The organism is Shewanella sp. FJAT-51649 (assembly GCF_019457435.1).
Lineage (GTDB): Bacteria > Pseudomonadota > Gammaproteobacteria > Enterobacterales > Shewanellaceae > Shewanella > Shewanella mangrovisoli.
Genome location: NZ_CP080411.1, coordinates 3,683,271 through 3,699,659, shown reverse-complemented (window position 1 = coordinate 3,699,659; position 16,389 = coordinate 3,683,271). Strand labels below are relative to the sequence as shown.

Here is a 16,389-nt window from a genome sequence, read left to right as displayed (position 1 = left end):
GTGCCCATGCGCATTGCTATGATAGCCGCGATGGCAAACAATCGAGTCATCGGAAAAGACAATAAAATGCCATGGCATCTGCCAGAAGATTTACGCCACTTTAAAGCCATGACCTTAGGCAAACCTGTGGTGATGGGGCGTAAAACCTTCGAATCCATTGGTAGACCCCTTCCTGGGCGCCACAATATTGTGATTTCTCGCCAAGCGGATTTGCAGATTGAAGGCGTGACCTGCGTGACCTCTTTTGAAGATGCTAAGCTCGCGGCTGGCGATTGCGAAGAGTTGGTCGTCATCGGTGGGGGGCAATTGTATCAACAATTATTACCTCAAGCTGACAGGCTCTACATGACGCAAATTAATTTAGATGTTGAGGGTGATACCTTTTTCCCCGCATGGGATAGCGATAAATGGCAAGAAACCGAATCGCTCACTAGTATAAATGCTGATGGGCTGGAATATCGCTTTATCAATTTGGCAAAAAAATGTTAAATTACGTTGTTCTGTTGTGTACCCTGTGCGTATGGATTGTCAATATGTCTAAGGTATTAGATCCGATAGGCCTGACTTAGTTGAGATAGCGGTATTTTACGGCTTCCACACTAATGACTCCTAGGAGGCCAATATCCGCTAGAGATAGACGCAGCCCATATAAAACATAATAAAACTATAAGAAAGTATTAAGGAGTATCGGATGCGTCTTATGCCTGTAGCTTTGGCTGCACTAATCGGATTTAGCTATGTTTCTGTGCCAACCACGGCAAAAGCCGAAGCTGATCCACTTGTCGCGAGTATTTGTGATTACGTAAAAGCGAACGATAAAAACCGTCTACGTAAAAAACTAAAAGAAAGCCGTGTTAAGTTACGCCAAGTATACAGCGGGATTAGCTGTGATGGTCAAAGCTTGTTGCGTACTGCCTATGCCGCGAATGCGAATGATGCCGGTGAGTTTGTGGCTAAACGTCTATCAGTTAACGAACTGAGCGTACCAGAAGCCGATGGCATGACGATTCAAGCGTGGGCTGAAGCAAATGGTCACGGTGCTAGCCCTATCACTACTGCAGTGAAAGAGCGTTTAGGCGCTGCTGCTGGCGGTGAAGAAGAGTAATCATCTGTTCTATCATTTTTAGTGTGCTTTAACACAAGGAAAGAATGATGCTTAAAATGCCGAACTGAGTTCGGCATTTTTTATGGGCGTCGTTTGTTAGTTTTGCCAAATATCCTGTATTGATATTGTGTTGGATATTGACTGCCGAGTTTGAGTTTATTGCCTCTGCTATCTGCTCTAGCAGCGGGATAGCCTAAAAGCCTAAAGGCCTAAAGGCCTAATAGCCTAATAGCCTAATAGCCTAATAGCCTAATAGCCTAATAGCCTAAAAGCCTAAAAGCCTAAAAGCCAAGCGAAAGCACAAGCACAAGCACAAGCACAATCACAATCACAATCACAATCACAATCACAATCACAATCACAATCACAATCCAAAGAAAAGGGCCGCAATTGCGACCCTGTTCATACTTGAGCGTTTGCTTACACTCTAAATTCACCGACAGAAGCTTGCAGCTCTTCGGCGAGTTTAGCCACTTGATGGCTCGATTGCGCGGTTTGATCGGCGCCAATCGCGGTTTCTTCCGAAATTGCTGCGATATGCTCAAGTTTCTCAGACACTTGCTGACTAACCACATTCTGCTCCTGCGCGGCATGGGCAATGTGCGTGCCCGCATCATAGGCTTTATGTACAGATTGGCTGATGGTCTCTAGGGCGAGGTTAGCTTGCTCTGTCTTATCTACACAGGCATTGGCCTGGGCACGACCCATATCCATGGCTGCTACGGCTTGCTGTGCACCCTGTTGCAGCACTTCGATCATTTGTTGGATCTCGCGGGTCGAGACTTGAGTTCGTGAGGCTAGGCTGCGCACTTCATCGGCCACGACCGCAAAGCCGCGACCTTGCTCACCGGCGCGTGCCGCTTCGATAGCTGCGTTTAGTGCCAGTAGGTTAGTCTGCTCGGCAATGCCACGGATCACATCGAGAATTGAGCCGATAGAAGCGCTATCCGATTGCACCTTGTTGATCACTTGGCCTGCCTTAGCGACTTCGTCTGCTAGGGCTAAAATGGTGCGCTTGTTCTCTTCGGCAATCGTGCGCATATGTTTGGCTTCTTGATCGGCCTGCTTGATTTGCGCCAGAGCGTCATCGGCGCTCATCGATACTTGTTGTGCACTCGAGCTTAATTCTGTGGTTGCGGTTGCGACTTGGTCGACCTGGCTCTTTTGCTCTTGGATACCAGAGGTGGTTTGCGCCGTGATAGCCGACGTTTGTTCCGCTGCTGCGGCTAACTGGTTAGAACGGTCCAAAATACCGACGATTAAGCCGCGTAAGCTATCGACTAAGCGGTTACAGTTTTTCGCAAGTTCGGCAAATTCATCGTGGCCAGAATCATCTAATTTGTGGGTTAAGTTACCTGAAGCTAGGACATTCAGCGCGTTATTGACTTGATAGAGAGAGCGCTTTAACGGGGCTACAACGGCAAAGCTGATGATAACCGCGGCGACAATGGCGATTAGCACCACAATAATAGTGCGGATACTGGCGGCATCAATCTTGGCTATGGTTTCTTGGCTCATATTGGCTGCCACAGACTCGATGTTATTGCTCACATCTTCCATATTGCGATCGATGACTTTGACATCTTTCTCAATGGTCGCCAATTGATTCATGGCACTCTTGGCGTGACTCAATTGGGTCGCTTTCAACAGCACCATAGAATCAGGACCTTCGAGCAACGCGAGTACCTTTTTCGTGTCTTCATTGACGGATTTTAAGGTGTCAGCGTCAATTATGTCCTGCGCATGACGATTCACGTATTCGAGTTTGTTCTTGGTCTCGCTGAGGATGTAGTCGAGCTCTTTGGAAATGAGTTCATGTTTACTCATTTCTTCATTAGTCACTAAATCGGCAATGGTAGTGATGATATTACCCATGCTGGTATCGATAGCGCTGGCAGAGGCCGCGATACTCTGAGCATCGGGGTTTTGGCTGTTTTCTAAATCGATAATATCGAGCAAAACTGACGAGGCGTCATCGGCGGCATTTTCAAGCTTCTTCTTTAAGCCGATTAGCTGCTCTTGTGTGCTGAGGGCGGCTTCACGTTCAGTGAGCATGGCGAGACTATCGCGCTCGAAGGTCGAGAAGCTACCATCCAGTTGCGAGATCAATGCAGAAAGATTGGCTTGCCCTTGAACCAATTGCGTTAGATTGCTGATCTCGTTTTTAAACTGAGTACCGTGGTCGTTAAAGACTTTACGGATATCGGGAATGTTCGAGGACTTTGGTGCGTGATAGGCGATCAGCACTTGGCGCTGTTGTTCGCTCAGGGTTTCGGTTAAGTGGTTGGTCGCCTTTAGGGCTGGCAAGCTTAACTCTTGCATCATGGCCGAACTATCTTTGAGGCTAATGTTCGTCAGGTACGAGGTAAATCCTAACAACACAAGTAAAAGTGTAACAACACTAAACCCGCCAATGACTCGGGTGGCTACATTAACTTTCATAGGATACTCCGGTTATTATTATATTATTCCGAATGAAAAGATTATTAAATTCAGGGCATAGGGTACTGTCGTATATCGACCACTCTCGGGCTTAGTTTAACCCTTTTTTAACCTTTTTTGGGTAATTTTTTGGTCTTTTTCAAGATGCCATAGGGTTAGATATTCCCCCCAGCAACAGCCTGTATCTAGTGCTTTTAGCTTAGGGTCGTTAACTTTACCCATCAATGCCGCCCAATGTCCAAACACTAAGGTGTGACTTTCACGTAACGCAGAGGTAAATTCAAACCAAGGCCGTAGCTGTGGATTAGTGCAATCCTCTGGCGGTTGTTTGCAGTCAAAGTCTAAATGGCCATCGACATACAGATAACGCATGCGGGTCAAGGCGTTGATACAAAAACGCAGGCGATTGATCCCTATAGCGCTGGGCTCCCACCGCTCCGCAGTATCGCTGTACATCTGGCTTATCAGCGCGTCGAGGTAATCACTCTGCTTGAGTGCTTGGCTGACAAGTTGCGACTCTTGCCTCAACACCTCTAATGACCATTGCGGCGGCACTCCGGCGTGGGTCATGATGAGCTTATGTTCAGGTAATTCCCGCATCAACGGCTGTTGTCTCAGCCAGTCAATTAAACTGGTAATATCGGGTGCGTTTAATAGTGGCGTTAAGTTATCGCTGGGTTTATCCCGCTTGAGTTTGCCGTGCAGGGCGAGTAAATGCAGATCATGATTACCGAGGACGGTTTTGCCCGCATCGCCTAAGGATTGAAAAAAACGCAGTGTGGCTAATGAATCTGGCCCTCTGGCGACCAGATCGCCCACCGCCCAGAGTTCATCGCGGGATGGATTAAAGTCGACTTTAGCAAGTAATCGTTGAAGTTCGGCAAAACAGCCTTGGACATCACCAACAAAATAATGGGCCACAATATCCTTTCTATAATTAAATCAATGTAATAAACCGGGGAGTGCTAAGCGGAAGGGCTTAATCGTTGCCTTAAAGTGCTCGCCTGATTCGCTGACCATACCATAAGTGCCATACATAATGCCAAGGGGCGTATCGAGTACGGTACCGCTAGTATATTGATAGGCGGTATTGGGGGGGATGGTTGGGGTTTCGCCGACGACACCTGCGCCTTGCACTTCACTGATTTTGCCGTTGGCGTCAGTAATGATCCAGTGGCGTGTTTCGAGTTTGGCGGCTAGTTCACCGAGGTTGATGATGGTGATAGTGTAGCTAAAGAGGTATTTCTGATCCTCGGGCGAGGACTGTTGTTCAATGTACTCGGTTTTGACTTCGACTCGGATTGAGTCATCCAATGCGCTCATGCTGCTCCCTTGAATAAGATAGGGCACCCTAAAGTGCCCATCAAACTGATATTGCTTAAGCCTGCTTATCACACACCATATTCGCCATGGCGACATATTGCTCAACACTGATTTGCTCAGGGCGCAGATTGGGATCTATGCCTAATTGCTCAAACTCTTCATCGCTTAACACTTGCTTGAGGTTATTACGCAGTGTTTTACGGCGCATGTTAAAGGCTGTGGTGCACAGCTGGCGCAGTACATTCACATCCTTGCAGGGGAAAGGTTTTTCTGCATAGGGCAGTAAACGCACCACGGCAGAATCCACCTTTGGCGGTGGCGCAAAGCTATGGGGTGGCACTTCAAGTACCGGAACCACTTGGCAGAAGTACTGGGCCATCACCGTTAAGCGGCCATAGGCCTTGTTACCCGGGCTTGCCGATAAACGCAGCACCACTTCTTTTTGCAGCATAAAATGCATGGTTTCAATCTGCTCGGCAAACTCGAACAGATGGAACATCAAAGGCGTTGAAATGTTATAGGGTAAGTTACCAAACACTTTGAGTTTTTTACCCGGTACCACCAACTGGCTAAAGTCGAATTGCAGCGCATCGCCTTGGTGAATCGTGAGCTTATCCTTAAGTACAGGGTGATTCTGCAAGCGCTCAACCAGATCGCGGTCTAACTCGACAACGGTCAGGTTATCTATAGCCGTGGCGACAGGTTCGGTTAAGGCGCCAAGGCCGGGGCCGATTTCGACCATCACGTGGTCATTATCGGGGGCGATCGCACCCACAATGCGGTTAATCACATTGTCGTCGGTTAAGAAGTTTTGTCCGAAACGCTTTCTGGCCGTGTGGCCTAAATGTACTTTGCTACTCATTAATATCTAATCGTTTAGTTTTTTGAGGATAACTCAATGGCTTTATTCAAGGCGCAGACAAAACTGCCAATATCGGCTTTGCCAGTTCCCGCAAGATCGAGCGCCGTACCATGGTCAACCGAGGTACGGATATAAGGTAAACCTAAGGTAATGTTTACCGATTTGCCAAATCCCTGTGACTTTAGAACGGGTAAGCCTTGGTCATGGTACATGGCCAACACGACATCCGCGTCCTGTAAATATTTAGGTTGGAACAGGGTATCGGCTGGCAGAGGGCCGACAATGTTCATTTGATATTCTTCACGCAGTTCATTCAGAGCCGGAATAATCACATCGATTTCTTCCCGGCCAAGATGGCCGTCTTCACCCGCGTGTGGGTTTAAGCCACAGACATAAATTTTAGGGGAAGCAATGGCAAACTTGCTGATAAGGTCAGCGTGTAAAATCTTAATAATATGATGCAAACGCTGGCGCGTAATGGCTTTTGCAACATAGGCCAGAGGGATATGGGTGGTCACCAGTGCCACCTGTAAACCTTGGGTTGCTAGCATCATGACCACATCGGGGCAGTTGGCCTGATGGGCAAAAAACTCGGTATGGCCGCTAAAGGAAATCCCCGCTTGATTGATGATCCCTTTATGTACAGGGCCAGTAACCACTGCATCAAACTCGCCGCTCATGTTTTTCTCACCCGCATAACGCAGGGTTTCAACTACGTAGGCACTGTTTTGCTCATCAAGCTGGCCGCAAACGGCGTCGGTCACCAGTTTGAAAGGCGCAATGGTGAGCGTGCCTGCTTCCTGCGGTTTAGGCGGTTGCTCGGGCAGGTAAGGGCGAAAAGTAACAGACAGGCCGAGTCGTTTCGCTCGGCTGGCTAATAATTCGGGATCCGCACAAACGACTAACTCAGCAGGCCAAGCCTGCTGAGCGAGTTGCACGACTAAATCGGGGCCGATACCCGCAGGTTCTCCGGGGGTAACGGCAATACGTTTAGTGGTCAATTTACCTTAACCTCGGTTTGACTCAGGCTGAAAGACTTCAATGTATGCGTCGGCACGCATTTCGTCTAGCCAGTTTTGCAGTTCTTCATTAAATTTGCGACGGAAGATCAGTTGGTGCGCACGGTTGGTATTAAATTGATCCGTGGCATCGGTTTTTCTGCGCTCTTCCAACTGAGTGATATGCCAGCCGTGGGTGGTACGGAAAGGCTCACTGATTTGATCTGGGCTTAAGCTGTTAAGGGTTTGCGCAAACTCAGGCACATAAATGCTTGGCTCTGCCCAGCCCAGTTCACCACCTTTAGTGGCTGAACCTGGATCTTCAGAGTATTGGCGCGCTAAATCTTCAAACTTGGCTTCGCCAGAGCGAATTTGCTTTAAGAACTGTTCCAACATGGCCTTAGCGCGGTCTTCCGACAGAATTGGCGATGGCTTGAGCAGGATATGACGCGCTCTGACTTCTTCAATTTCTTTGGTTTGTAAACCACGTGCATCCATGATCTTGATGATGTGGAAACCTGCGCCACTCTTGATTGGGCCGATAATATCGCCTTTCTTCGCGCCGTTGATGACTTCCGCAAACAGCGTTGGCATCTCGTTGATGTTCATGTAATCCCAGATACCGCCTTCCAGAGCTTTAGGACCCGATGAAGACGCGATGGCGGTGCGGCGGAAATCTTCACCACTCTTTAAACGCTCGAGTACGGCGTTCGCGCGCTTGCTGGAGGCTTCCAGCTGTTCACTGCTTGGGTTGTTCGGTACATCAATCAGGATATGGCCGATTTGGTATTCGACGTCCTTCATACCTTGCTCTTGGATCAGTTTTACCAGGCCGGTGATTTCCTGTGGTGACACTTGGATACGGCGTTGAACTTGGATACGTTGAATTTCACCTAGGGTGATTTCTTCACGCAGTTGCTCGCGGTACTGGCTGAAGCTTAAGCCTTCGCTCTCGATTTTTTGCTGCATTTGCGCCACGGTCATTTTTTGCTCGCGGGCAATGTTTTCAATTGCTTGGTCTAGCTGTAAGTCACCGATATGCAGACCGATACGATCCGCCATCTGCAACTGCAAACGGGTGAGGATGAGTCGCTCGATAACCTGAGTACGCAGTGCACTGTCGGATGGCAACGATTGATTCGCGGCTCTCGCATTGGCTTTTACAGTGTCAATCATGTTGGTGATTTCACTTTCGAGCACAATACCGTCGTTGATTTGAACGGCAACACGGTCGATTGGCTGGGGAGCGGCCATAGTAGGCTGGCTGATAGCGAGTGCAAATAAAGCAAAAATCAGATGTTTACTGGGTTTCATCCACAAAATCCTTGGCACGTTCTAAGGTCAAATTCGACGGCTTATTTAAGTTAACTTTACCATTTATATCGAAATTACAGTGAGTTGCCTAAATGTTCTTTTGTTAGTAACTCTAAAAGCGTGCGTTCCGAGACTCTTTTGGGGGGAGCGCACGGCTTTCATTAACCTGTTTGGACTCTCAGTCCTTGTTGAGGTTCAGCAATCTACCACAAATCTTTGCTAATTCCTCAGATAAAGCGGTTTTCTGTAGTTAAACAGACCGTCATTGAGCATATCGGATACGCCTAATGGGCCCGAACCACCGAGTCCTTTGATGACTAAATTCAGGTAAACACCGCTTTCAAATTGCTCGCGCTCATCGATAACGGCCGAACCAATGTTGTCATCGTAATTGGTCTTAATTCGGTAGTGATAGCTGAGACGGATTGCGTAACAGCATGATTCATATTGGAAACCAGTATAGGTTTCTATGCTGCGGCTCTCGTTGAGGTCGTAGTACCAGTTACCGACAAAATACAGGCTGTCGTTAATCGGCCAGGCACCACGCACACCCGCTTGGGAAATATTCACCAGATCGTTGGTGTTGGAGTTCAATAGATCCGGCACATAACGATAACTGAGCTGCAAGAGTTTATTGGCTTCGGGACGGAAGTCTAAGGTGACTTCGGTCTTCTTGTTATCGCTCGAGTTGGTGTCGTATTGAATCGCGGCACCTAAATACCAGTCATGGCTTAAGCGGGTATCTAACTCGGCGGCCAAGACTGAAGTTGATTGATTTTGCTCGAAGAGGTTATCTTCGTAACCCAGCTTACTGTCCTGCAGATAGAGGATCTGACCTAGGCTGAACTTAGTCGCCTCTTGGTTGTGATCGTCGAAGAAACGCGTGGTTACACCGAGCGTGACTTGGTTAGCATCGGCGATGCGGTCAAGGCCTGAGAAGCGGCGGTCACGGAACAGACCGAAGTAGTCGTCCTGCAACTGGGCGGTATCGTAAATGCCGATGCCACGCTGATCTTCATAACCTACGTACAGATACTGGAACTGAGGTTCGAGCGTCTGGCGGTAGTTTTGATCGAACAGTTCGGTAAAACGCTCGAAGTTGATCTGACCATTGATCCGCACCTGTGGAATGGTGCGACTCACAGTATCGTCTAAACCATCGAATCCACTGTTGTTTTTTTCTTGCCAATAGTTGGTTTGCATCAGTTTGACTTGGCTGGTCAACGAACCCGAAGGGCCGTGAATCGGCAGCGTCAGGCTAGGTGCCATATGCAAACGGGTGGCGGTATTCATGTCGCTATCTTGATGGGCGAAATTGGTCAGCTCTGAATTGAAGCCAAAGTCCAAGTTGTTCCAAAAGTCGGCGGCGCGGTAATTAAAGTTCACCTGTGGCATCACTTGATAAGGCTTTTCGTCCTCACCCAGCACTTTAATATCTTGCACACGGGTGCTGATATCCCAATCTCGTTCGAAGTAGCTGACTTCACCAATCCGCGATAATTGGTTATCGGTGGCGCGGTTAACATCAGACTTTAAGTCGTTGAAATAGTTGTTATCAGACACTTCGGTAAAGTTGGCGAGTACCCGCCAGTTTTTATCGATGGCGCCTTGGTGTTGCCAGTTATAGAGGTAACGATTTGGGCTGCCGCTGATCATCTGGTCGTTGCCCAAATACTCTAAATTCAAGCGGCCATTTTGGGCCTCACCCGCGAGATAACGAAACTCTGTCTTGGTGAATAGACCACGGCTAGACATATAGTTAGGTGTAAAGGTGAGGTCATATTCCGGCGCGATATTCCAATAATAGGGCGCGGAAACTTCAAAACCGTTGGTGGTGCTGGTGCTAAAGCTTGGGTAGAGGAAACCGGTTTTACGTTTATCGGAAACTGGCACCGTCATATAAGGAATATAGAACACCGGAATATCGGCGACTCTCAGCTTAGCATTCCAAATCTCGCCCCATTCTTCTTCGCTGTTAATCTTGATTTTTTCTGCTTCGAGCAGCCAAGAAACATTGTCTGGCGGACAAGTGGTGAAGTTAGTGTTGGTTAAGATCAGGTTGTTGTTCATGGTGATTTGCAGCTTTTCGGCATCGCCGTGAACCTGCTGACCATGTAGCCAATACTGGGCACCCTTTAGGGTCGCGCGGTTGCTGCGCATTTGTGCCTGCAGCGAATCGGCGGTAACGGTAAAAATACTGTCTTGGAAAACGAGGTTGCCATTGGCATCGAATTGCTCGGTCGCTTGGTCGAGAATCGCTTCATCGGCGGCAATGTGTCTGTCGCCCTGACTGAAGACCACATCACCGGTAAAAATGGCTTGTTTGCCCATTTCGGCGTTGGAGCGGTCCGACACGATACGAATTTTCTCTTGATCGGCGGCGCTCAGGCCGGGTTGAGATACGATACGAGGTACTGGCGGTTCAATGACGCATTGTGACGCTGAGGCTGTGGGAGATTCGTCTGCCAGGACAACTTGCGGTAACAGGCTCAAGGCCAGAAAGTAACGGATCTGCATCTTAGGTCAATAATAATGATTTCTTTGTCTGGACAAGTATCGACGGGGAAAGTTGCAAACTACAAGTGCAACGCAGCAAATAAATCTCTCAATTTCTTAGCTGTTTCCAAATTATATGCCAGCTATAATAAAGCAATTTTTCTATAAGAGCCATGAAATGACCTTATCCGACTCGAGATTTATTTCCCTTAATCAGTGGCTGAACCGTTATTTTTCCTATGATGTGACCCCGATTCTGATTTCCGGTGACGCCAGTTTTAGGCGCTATTTTCGGGTCACGGACCGCGATGCGAGCTACATTGTTGCCGATTCGCCACCCGCCTTAGTGCCTATCGCGCCTTTTATCGCCCTCGCCAATGCCTATGCGGCGGCGGGACTGACAGTTCCAAAAGTCATCGTCTCCGATGCCGAGCAAGGCTTTATGCTACTGAGCGATCTTGGGGATACTCAGTTGTTGTCTGTGCTGACCGAGGCAAATGTCGCGGACTACTATCGCCGCGCCTTGGCATTGTTACCTCAGGTAGCCTCAGTGGTTGAAAGCCTTGACCCTGTTACTGGCAGCACGCAGCCATTGCCTTTATATGATGAGGCATTTGTGCGCCGCGAGTTGGGGATCTTTACCGAGTGGCTATTAGAGAGACATTTACAGCTCGAACTAAGCCATGAGGAACGCTCTCTGGTTGAAAAGAGCTTTGACCTCTTGGTAGACAATGCCCTCGCGCAACCTAAGGTGGGAATGCACCGCGATTACCACAGCCGTAACTTGATGCTCAAAGAGGGCGAGTTGTGCGTGATTGATTTCCAAGATGCGGTGCTCGGGCCTGTGACCTACGATGCCGTGTCATTACTGCGGGATTGCTATGTGCGTTGGCCGCAAACCATGGTGCAGGAATTAATGCGGCAGCATTATCAGCAAGTGCTTGAGTTAGGGCAAATCCCCACACAAACATCCTTTACCCAGTATCAAACTTGGTTTGATTTAATGGGGCTGCAGCGCCATATCAAGGCCGCAGGGATTTTTGCGCGTTTGCACTATCGGGATAACAAGCCCGCCTATATGGCCGATATCCCGTTAACCTTGTCGTACATTGTCGATATCGCCAGCCTTTATCCTGCGCTCACACCATTTTCCGCTTGGGTGCAATCGCGCGTTGTACCAGCGTTTGCGGCTAAGGGAAAAGAGACTCAGCAGGGAGACAAGCAATGAAGGCCATGATCCTAGCGGCAGGCAGGGGAGAGCGTTTACGCCCCTTGACCGACACGCTGCCCAAACCCTTAGTGCCCGTCTTAGGTAAACCGCTGATTGTGTACCATATCGAGAAGTTGGCCGCGGCAGGGATTGTCGATATCGTGATAAATCATGCTTGGCTTGGGCATAAGCTGGTCGAAACCTTAGGGGATGGTCACGCCTTTGGGGTCAAGATCCAATATAGCGCCGAAGCATCGGCCCTCGAAACCGGTGGCGGAATTAAACAAGCCTTGCCTTTGCTAACTGACGACTCGGATGCGCCGTTTTTAGTGCTCAATGGCGATGTGTTTATCGATGCCTTGCCGACGATTGCTCCCTTAGCGGATACTGCTCTGGCGCATTTATGGTTGGTGCCGAATCCCGAGCAACATCCTAACGGTGACTTTGCCTTGGAGCAGGGCCTTGTACGTGAGCAGGGCGAGCAAAAATACACTTTCTCTGGCATGGGTTTATATCGCCCATCATTATTTGACGGCACGCCGGATGGTGCCTTTGCCCTTGGGCCATTGCTGCGGGCTAAAATGGCCGATGGCCTGATCACTGGAGCACGCTTTAATGGACTCTGGTGCGATGTCGGGACGATTGCGCGTCTGCAAGCATTAGAGTCTGCGCTGGCGTAATGGTAAGGCATATCGCCTAACGTTTAGCGCCTTGAGTGAAAAGTTTCACTCACTATGTCGATTGAGTGACTGAATAAATTATCAAATTGGGAATTAAGATGCGCCTTTGGGGTAAGTTTTTTGGATTTGTTATCGGGTTTATGTTTGGCCGTATTTTCGGTGCGTTACTGGGTTTATGGCTTGGGCATCTCTACGACAAACGCGTCGGTGGTGGCGCCAGTTTTAGCCAGATTTTAGGTCAGGCTAAAAACCGACAGGGGATATTCTTTAACACTACCTTCGCCGTAATGGGCCATGTGGCCAAGGCATCGGGTCGTGTGACTGAGACCGATATTCGTATCGCGACTATGTTGATGGATCAGATGCGCTTAACGGGTGAAGCCCGTAAAGAGGCGCAGCAGGCGTTCCGTGAGGGTAAAGAGCCGGGTTTTGACCTGCGCAGCAGTCTGCAAGCCTTTCGCGCCGTGACCCAAGGTCGCCAAGAACTGGTGCAAATGTTTATCGAGATCCAAATTCAAACCGCTTTATCGGACGGTGAGCTCGATCCCGCTGAGCATGCAATTCTGATGACGGTGGCCCAAGAGTTAGGGTATGGTCGTGGGCAACTCGATGAATTACTTAAACGTTGGCAAGCGGAATACCGTTTCCACCAGACTTCTAATGGTAATAAAACCTCGATTACCGACGCCTATAATTTGCTTGGCATTAATGCTGAGGCGACGGATCAAGAGGTGAAGCGGGCTTATCGCAAGTTGATGAATGAACATCATCCCGATAAGTTAATCGCTAAGGGGTTACCACCCGAGATGATGGAAATTGCCAATCGTAAAGCGCAGGACATCCAAGCTGCGTACGACAGGGTGAAATCGGAGCGCGGCATGCGCTAACGCTTCGGTTAACGTTGTCGACGCAAGGAATAATAACGACAGATAAGGGATTAAGATGAAATACGTTAACCGATTAACTGTGATAGCAGGTTTGTTACCTCTAACCCTCGCATTACCAACCTATGCCGAACCCGAGCTGTTTGTCGCCCCCTACGGTGGTTACAGCTTTGGTGGTAGCTCGTTCGATATCAATGAACTCGATGCGAACAAGGCTGAAACCGATCATAAGCAAAGTGTGGGTATCGAAGAGGCGAGCCATTACGGCATCATGTTAGGGATTGGCACTAACGATCCCGGCAATATTTACCTGCTCTACAGTCGCCAATCCTCCGAGCTGAAAAGCGGCGGTCTGTTTACCCCTGACTTAGTCGCCTCCTTAGATGTTGACTATATCCACCTTGGCGGCACCTTATTCTTCCCCAGTGGTGATTTTCAGCCCTACATTACCGCCAGTGCCGGGGTGACTCGGATGATGCCCGATGATTGGTCAACGGAAACCCGTTTCTCCATGGGCATTGGTGGCGGTGCTGAATACCGCATGACGCAAAACTTCGCGCTGTTTGCGGACTTGCGTGGCTACGCCACTTTTATCGACAGTGACAGCTCACTTTTTTGTAATGAAGACCAATGTCTATGGCATGTGACATCGGATGTGATGTGGCAAGTGCAAGCCAATCTTGGAGTCAAACTCAGTTTTTAATTCCCCTGCTTTATGGGCAAGGCGCAAACGCAGTTAAGAGGTAAAGATGAAAATAGTCGTACTCGATGGTGAAACCTTAAATCCTGGGGATTTAACCTGGCAAGCGGTCAGCGAGTTAGGGGAGTTTAGCTGTTTTGCCCGCACGCCCTCGGCCGAGATTATCCCCCGCGCTCAGGATGCCGAAATTGTGTTCACCAACAAGACCCCCCTCGATACCAATACCTTAGCCCAACTGCCAAAGCTTAAATATATCGGTGTGCTCGCCACCGGCACTAACGTGGTGGATCTCGCCGCCGCAAAAGAGTTAGGCATAGTGGTCACCAACGTACCCGCATATGGCCCCGATGCCGTTGCGCAAATGGTGTTTGCCCATATTTTGCATCACACGCAAGCCGTTGCGGCGCACCATCAAGCCGTTGCCGCAGGGCAGTGGAGCAATTGTAGTGACTTTTGTTTTACCTTAATGCCGCTGCAATCCCTTAAAGATAAAACCTTAGGCTTGATTGGTTACGGGGATATTGGCCAGCAGGTCGCTAAACTCGCCTTAGCCTTCGGCATGAAGGTATTAGTGAATACCCGCACCGAACCCCGTGATTTACCCCAAGGCGTGAGTTGGACATCCCGCGATACGGTATTCAAGGAGTCCGATATTCTCTCGCTCCATTGTCCTCTCACTCCTGAAACGACCAAGCTAATTAACACTCAAACCCTCGAATTGATGAAGCCGCAGGCGCTACTGATCAACACCGCGCGCGGCGGCTTAATTGATGAGGCAGCTCTAGCGGCGGCATTAGCGCAGGGCAAAGTCTTTGCTGGCGTTGATGTTCTCTCAACCGAACCACCGAGTGCGGATAATCCGCTACTCACTGCGCCCAATATCAGTATCAGCCCACACAATGCTTGGGCAACCAAAGAAGCACGACAGAACCTGCTAAATATCGCGACGGCAAATCTCAGCGCCTATTTAGCTGGTGACAAAGTTAATTGGGTAAATCCCTAAGGTTTGTGGGTTAGAACGTTTCTTTTGATAAGAGATAATGCGTTTATTCCAAAGTCACACCGTTGTGTGCTGAAGAGTGTAATACATGGGGTGGATAGTGCCGTTAACGGCATAAAATTGGGGGGAGACGATATTTAAGTGCTAAGTTATAGGTGAGCCATGGTATTCGCTCTCCGACGCGCAGCGAGTCCATCCTTGGATGCTCGACCGCCCCGTCCGTGGGGCGGACGGTCGTCTCGCTAATCACCATGGCTCACCTATTTGGCATCAGCGTAGCCTGTAAGTTTTAAAGAAACACACAGCATGTTTGGGGACATTTTCGAGTTAAAACCTTAACTCTAACGAGTCTGTTTTAGATAAAAATATCTATGGAGATAACGCCCGCCACAAACGCAAGCAATTTGTTGCGAGTCGAGCCGCAAAGCGGCGTTTTGATGGCGTTTGTTATGCATTTTTCAATAGCCTTTCTGCCAGCGCTTTGGGTAAACACCTTTAAAAGAGATATTTATAAACTCGTCTTTACTAATGAGTCCATTTTGGTACTTAATTCCGTAGTAAATGAAAGCCGATAAAACACAAAATATGTACAAACAGAGAATAAGCGTTAAGAGGCAGCTTGCGAACATAAAAACAACTATCGTTTGATCATATTGCCGGATAGGGACATCAGTGGCTATACCAAAGAACGATGAAATATATTGGAAAAGGTAAAACGCTAGTACTCCACCAAGTATGCAACCGAAACCGCCAACTCTCGCTGATTCAGCGTAGAACTGAGGTTGTAAGTTTAACTGACTTTTAATTGCCCGAATCACTATGTGATTACCTCAAAATGCATAACGCCGCATTAAGGGGGGAACAACGCATTCCCCCAAACCTAAACCATTGTGCCGTAACCACTAAGGCTTATTCAAACCCAAAATACCAAGCGTTGTGAATCCCTCTTAAATGCTTTGTTATGTGCGTAATCAACAACCTTGTTTCTGTTGTAACTTGTGATTAAATGCAACTTTTTGCTTATTTGTGCTTTTAGAATACGACCCGTTTTAATACTTTAGTTTTGGTTTCATTCAACTTCGTTCAAGGAGACAAAATGGGTATCAAAACTGGTCCTAAAAGAACAAACCAAGATGGAACACCTGATAAACGACAACGTGTTACCGAGGAAAATAAGAAAAAACATCCAAAGTTAAAAGAGCACAAACACGAAAAAGGCGATTAACGCAATCAAAATGAGTAAATCTGGCCACCCATTTTAAATCAACAACATAATGCACTTTCGGTTTACCTACAACTTGTAACAGTTAATGTTGTTTAAAAAAGAACCATCAAAGTCGCAGGGACAACATCTGAGGCAATAAATTGCGCTAAT

The 16,389-nt window shown here is 48.3% G+C and carries 15 protein-coding genes; 8 read left to right on the top strand and 7 right to left on the bottom strand.

All coding sequences use genetic code 11. From position 1 onward, the window contains the following. The first annotated feature begins 6 nt into the window (after window positions 1–6). Together folA and K0H59_RS16265 are read left to right on the top strand one after the other, a co-directional pair. Entirely contained in the window at window positions 7–489 is a 483-nt protein-coding gene (folA, locus tag K0H59_RS16270; protein ID WP_220053707.1) for a type 3 dihydrofolate reductase, read from the top strand. Between the two features lie 202 nt (window positions 490–691). Beyond that, on the top strand, window positions 692–1,105 hold the full coding sequence (locus K0H59_RS16265; RefSeq protein WP_220053706.1) for a DUF3718 domain-containing protein: 414 nt from the start codon (window positions 692–694) through the stop codon (window positions 1,103–1,105). 420 nt (window positions 1,106–1,525) lie between these two features. Here K0H59_RS16265 and K0H59_RS16260 read toward each other — a convergent pair whose 3' ends face one another. From K0H59_RS16260 to lptD, 7 genes are all read right to left on the bottom strand, one after another. Beyond that, a complete protein-coding gene (locus K0H59_RS16260) occupies window positions 1,526–3,547 on the bottom strand; it encodes a methyl-accepting chemotaxis protein (protein ID WP_220053705.1) in 2,022 nt (673 codons plus the stop codon). 96 nt (window positions 3,548–3,643) lie between these two features. Then, on the bottom strand, window positions 3,644–4,468 hold the full coding sequence (locus K0H59_RS16255; protein ID WP_220053704.1) for a symmetrical bis(5'-nucleosyl)-tetraphosphatase: 825 nt from the start codon (window positions 4,466–4,468) through the stop codon (window positions 3,644–3,646). Window positions 4,469–4,489: 21 nt separating this feature from the next. Then, window positions 4,490–4,870 (bottom strand): Co2+/Mg2+ efflux protein ApaG, encoded by a 381-nt coding sequence (gene apaG, locus K0H59_RS16250; protein WP_088210357.1) that lies wholly within the window; start codon window positions 4,868–4,870, stop codon window positions 4,490–4,492. Between the two features lie 55 nt (window positions 4,871–4,925). Further along, window positions 4,926–5,732, bottom strand: coding sequence for a 16S rRNA (adenine(1518)-N(6)/adenine(1519)-N(6))-dimethyltransferase RsmA (gene rsmA, locus K0H59_RS16245; RefSeq protein ID WP_011627022.1), 807 nt, complete (start codon window positions 5,730–5,732; stop codon window positions 4,926–4,928). A 14-nt stretch (window positions 5,733–5,746) separates the two neighbouring features. Next, window positions 5,747–6,733 carry a 4-hydroxythreonine-4-phosphate dehydrogenase PdxA gene (pdxA, locus tag K0H59_RS16240; protein WP_011718029.1) on the bottom strand — a complete coding sequence of 329 codons (987 nt, stop codon included), beginning with the start codon at window positions 6,731–6,733 and terminating at the stop codon, window positions 5,747–5,749. A gap of 6 nt (window positions 6,734–6,739) precedes the next feature. After that, on the bottom strand, window positions 6,740–8,044 hold the full coding sequence (surA, locus tag K0H59_RS16235; RefSeq protein ID WP_011718028.1) for a peptidylprolyl isomerase SurA: 1,305 nt from the start codon (window positions 8,042–8,044) through the stop codon (window positions 6,740–6,742). Between the two features lie 219 nt (window positions 8,045–8,263). Beyond that, on the bottom strand, window positions 8,264–10,561 hold the full coding sequence (gene lptD, locus K0H59_RS16230; protein WP_220053703.1) for an LPS assembly protein LptD: 2,298 nt from the start codon (window positions 10,559–10,561) through the stop codon (window positions 8,264–8,266). Between the two features lie 115 nt (window positions 10,562–10,676). Between lptD and K0H59_RS16225 the strand changes: the two genes are divergently transcribed. From K0H59_RS16225 to K0H59_RS21300, 6 genes are all read left to right on the top strand, one after another. Next, on the top strand, window positions 10,677–11,768 hold the full coding sequence (locus tag K0H59_RS16225) for an aminoglycoside phosphotransferase family protein (RefSeq protein WP_220053702.1): 1,092 nt from the start codon (window positions 10,677–10,679) through the stop codon (window positions 11,766–11,768). Continuing rightward, window positions 11,765–12,430 carry an N-acetylmuramate alpha-1-phosphate uridylyltransferase MurU gene (murU, locus tag K0H59_RS16220; RefSeq protein ID WP_220053701.1) on the top strand — a complete coding sequence of 222 codons (666 nt, stop codon included), beginning with the start codon at window positions 11,765–11,767 and terminating at the stop codon, window positions 12,428–12,430. The genes K0H59_RS16225 and murU overlap by 4 nt, the downstream gene beginning before the upstream one ends. Before the next feature lie 98 nt (window positions 12,431–12,528). Beyond that, entirely contained in the window at window positions 12,529–13,317 is a 789-nt protein-coding gene (gene djlA / locus K0H59_RS16215) for a co-chaperone DjlA (RefSeq protein ID WP_088210361.1), read from the top strand. 55 nt (window positions 13,318–13,372) lie between these two features. Further along, entirely contained in the window at window positions 13,373–14,017 is a 645-nt protein-coding gene (locus K0H59_RS16210; RefSeq protein WP_088210362.1) for an outer membrane beta-barrel protein, read from the top strand. Window positions 14,018–14,063: 46 nt separating this feature from the next. Beyond that, window positions 14,064–15,017 carry a D-2-hydroxyacid dehydrogenase gene (locus K0H59_RS16205; RefSeq protein WP_088210363.1) on the top strand — a complete coding sequence of 318 codons (954 nt, stop codon included), beginning with the start codon at window positions 14,064–14,066 and terminating at the stop codon, window positions 15,015–15,017. Between the two features lie 1,093 nt (window positions 15,018–16,110). Beyond that, window positions 16,111–16,239: a hypothetical protein gene (locus K0H59_RS21300; RefSeq protein WP_254915675.1), complete on the top strand. Its 129-nt coding sequence runs from the start codon at window positions 16,111–16,113 to the stop codon at window positions 16,237–16,239. Window positions 16,240–16,389 lie beyond the last annotated feature (150 nt).

What these genes read in the sequence shown, in the direction of transcription:
- K0H59_RS16205 (WP_088210363.1), top strand. Translation starts at nt 14,064, where the DNA reads ATGAAAATAGTCGTACTCGATGGTGAAACCTTAAATCCTGGGGATTTA.
- surA (WP_011718028.1), bottom strand. Translation starts at nt 8,044, where the DNA reads ATGAAACCCAGTAAACATCTGATTTTTGCTTTATTTGCACTCGCTATC.
- K0H59_RS16265 (WP_220053706.1), top strand. Translation starts at nt 692, where the DNA reads ATGCGTCTTATGCCTGTAGCTTTGGCTGCACTAATCGGATTTAGCTAT.
- djlA (WP_088210361.1), top strand. Translation starts at nt 12,529, where the DNA reads ATGCGCCTTTGGGGTAAGTTTTTTGGATTTGTTATCGGGTTTATGTTT.
- K0H59_RS16210 (WP_088210362.1), top strand. Translation starts at nt 13,373, where the DNA reads ATGAAATACGTTAACCGATTAACTGTGATAGCAGGTTTGTTACCTCTA.
- K0H59_RS16260 (WP_220053705.1), bottom strand. Translation starts at nt 3,547, where the DNA reads ATGAAAGTTAATGTAGCCACCCGAGTCATTGGCGGGTTTAGTGTTGTT.
- K0H59_RS21300 (WP_254915675.1), top strand. Translation starts at nt 16,111, where the DNA reads ATGGGTATCAAAACTGGTCCTAAAAGAACAAACCAAGATGGAACACCT.
- murU (WP_220053701.1), top strand. Translation starts at nt 11,765, where the DNA reads ATGAAGGCCATGATCCTAGCGGCAGGCAGGGGAGAGCGTTTACGCCCC.
- apaG (WP_088210357.1), bottom strand. Translation starts at nt 4,870, where the DNA reads ATGAGCGCATTGGATGACTCAATCCGAGTCGAAGTCAAAACCGAGTAC.
- lptD (WP_220053703.1), bottom strand. Translation starts at nt 10,561, where the DNA reads ATGCAGATCCGTTACTTTCTGGCCTTGAGCCTGTTACCGCAAGTTGTC.
- folA (WP_220053707.1), top strand. Translation starts at nt 7, where the DNA reads ATGCGCATTGCTATGATAGCCGCGATGGCAAACAATCGAGTCATCGGA.
- rsmA (WP_011627022.1), bottom strand. Translation starts at nt 5,732, where the DNA reads ATGAGTAGCAAAGTACATTTAGGCCACACGGCCAGAAAGCGTTTCGGA.
- K0H59_RS16225 (WP_220053702.1), top strand. Translation starts at nt 10,677, where the DNA reads ATGCCAGCTATAATAAAGCAATTTTTCTATAAGAGCCATGAAATGACC.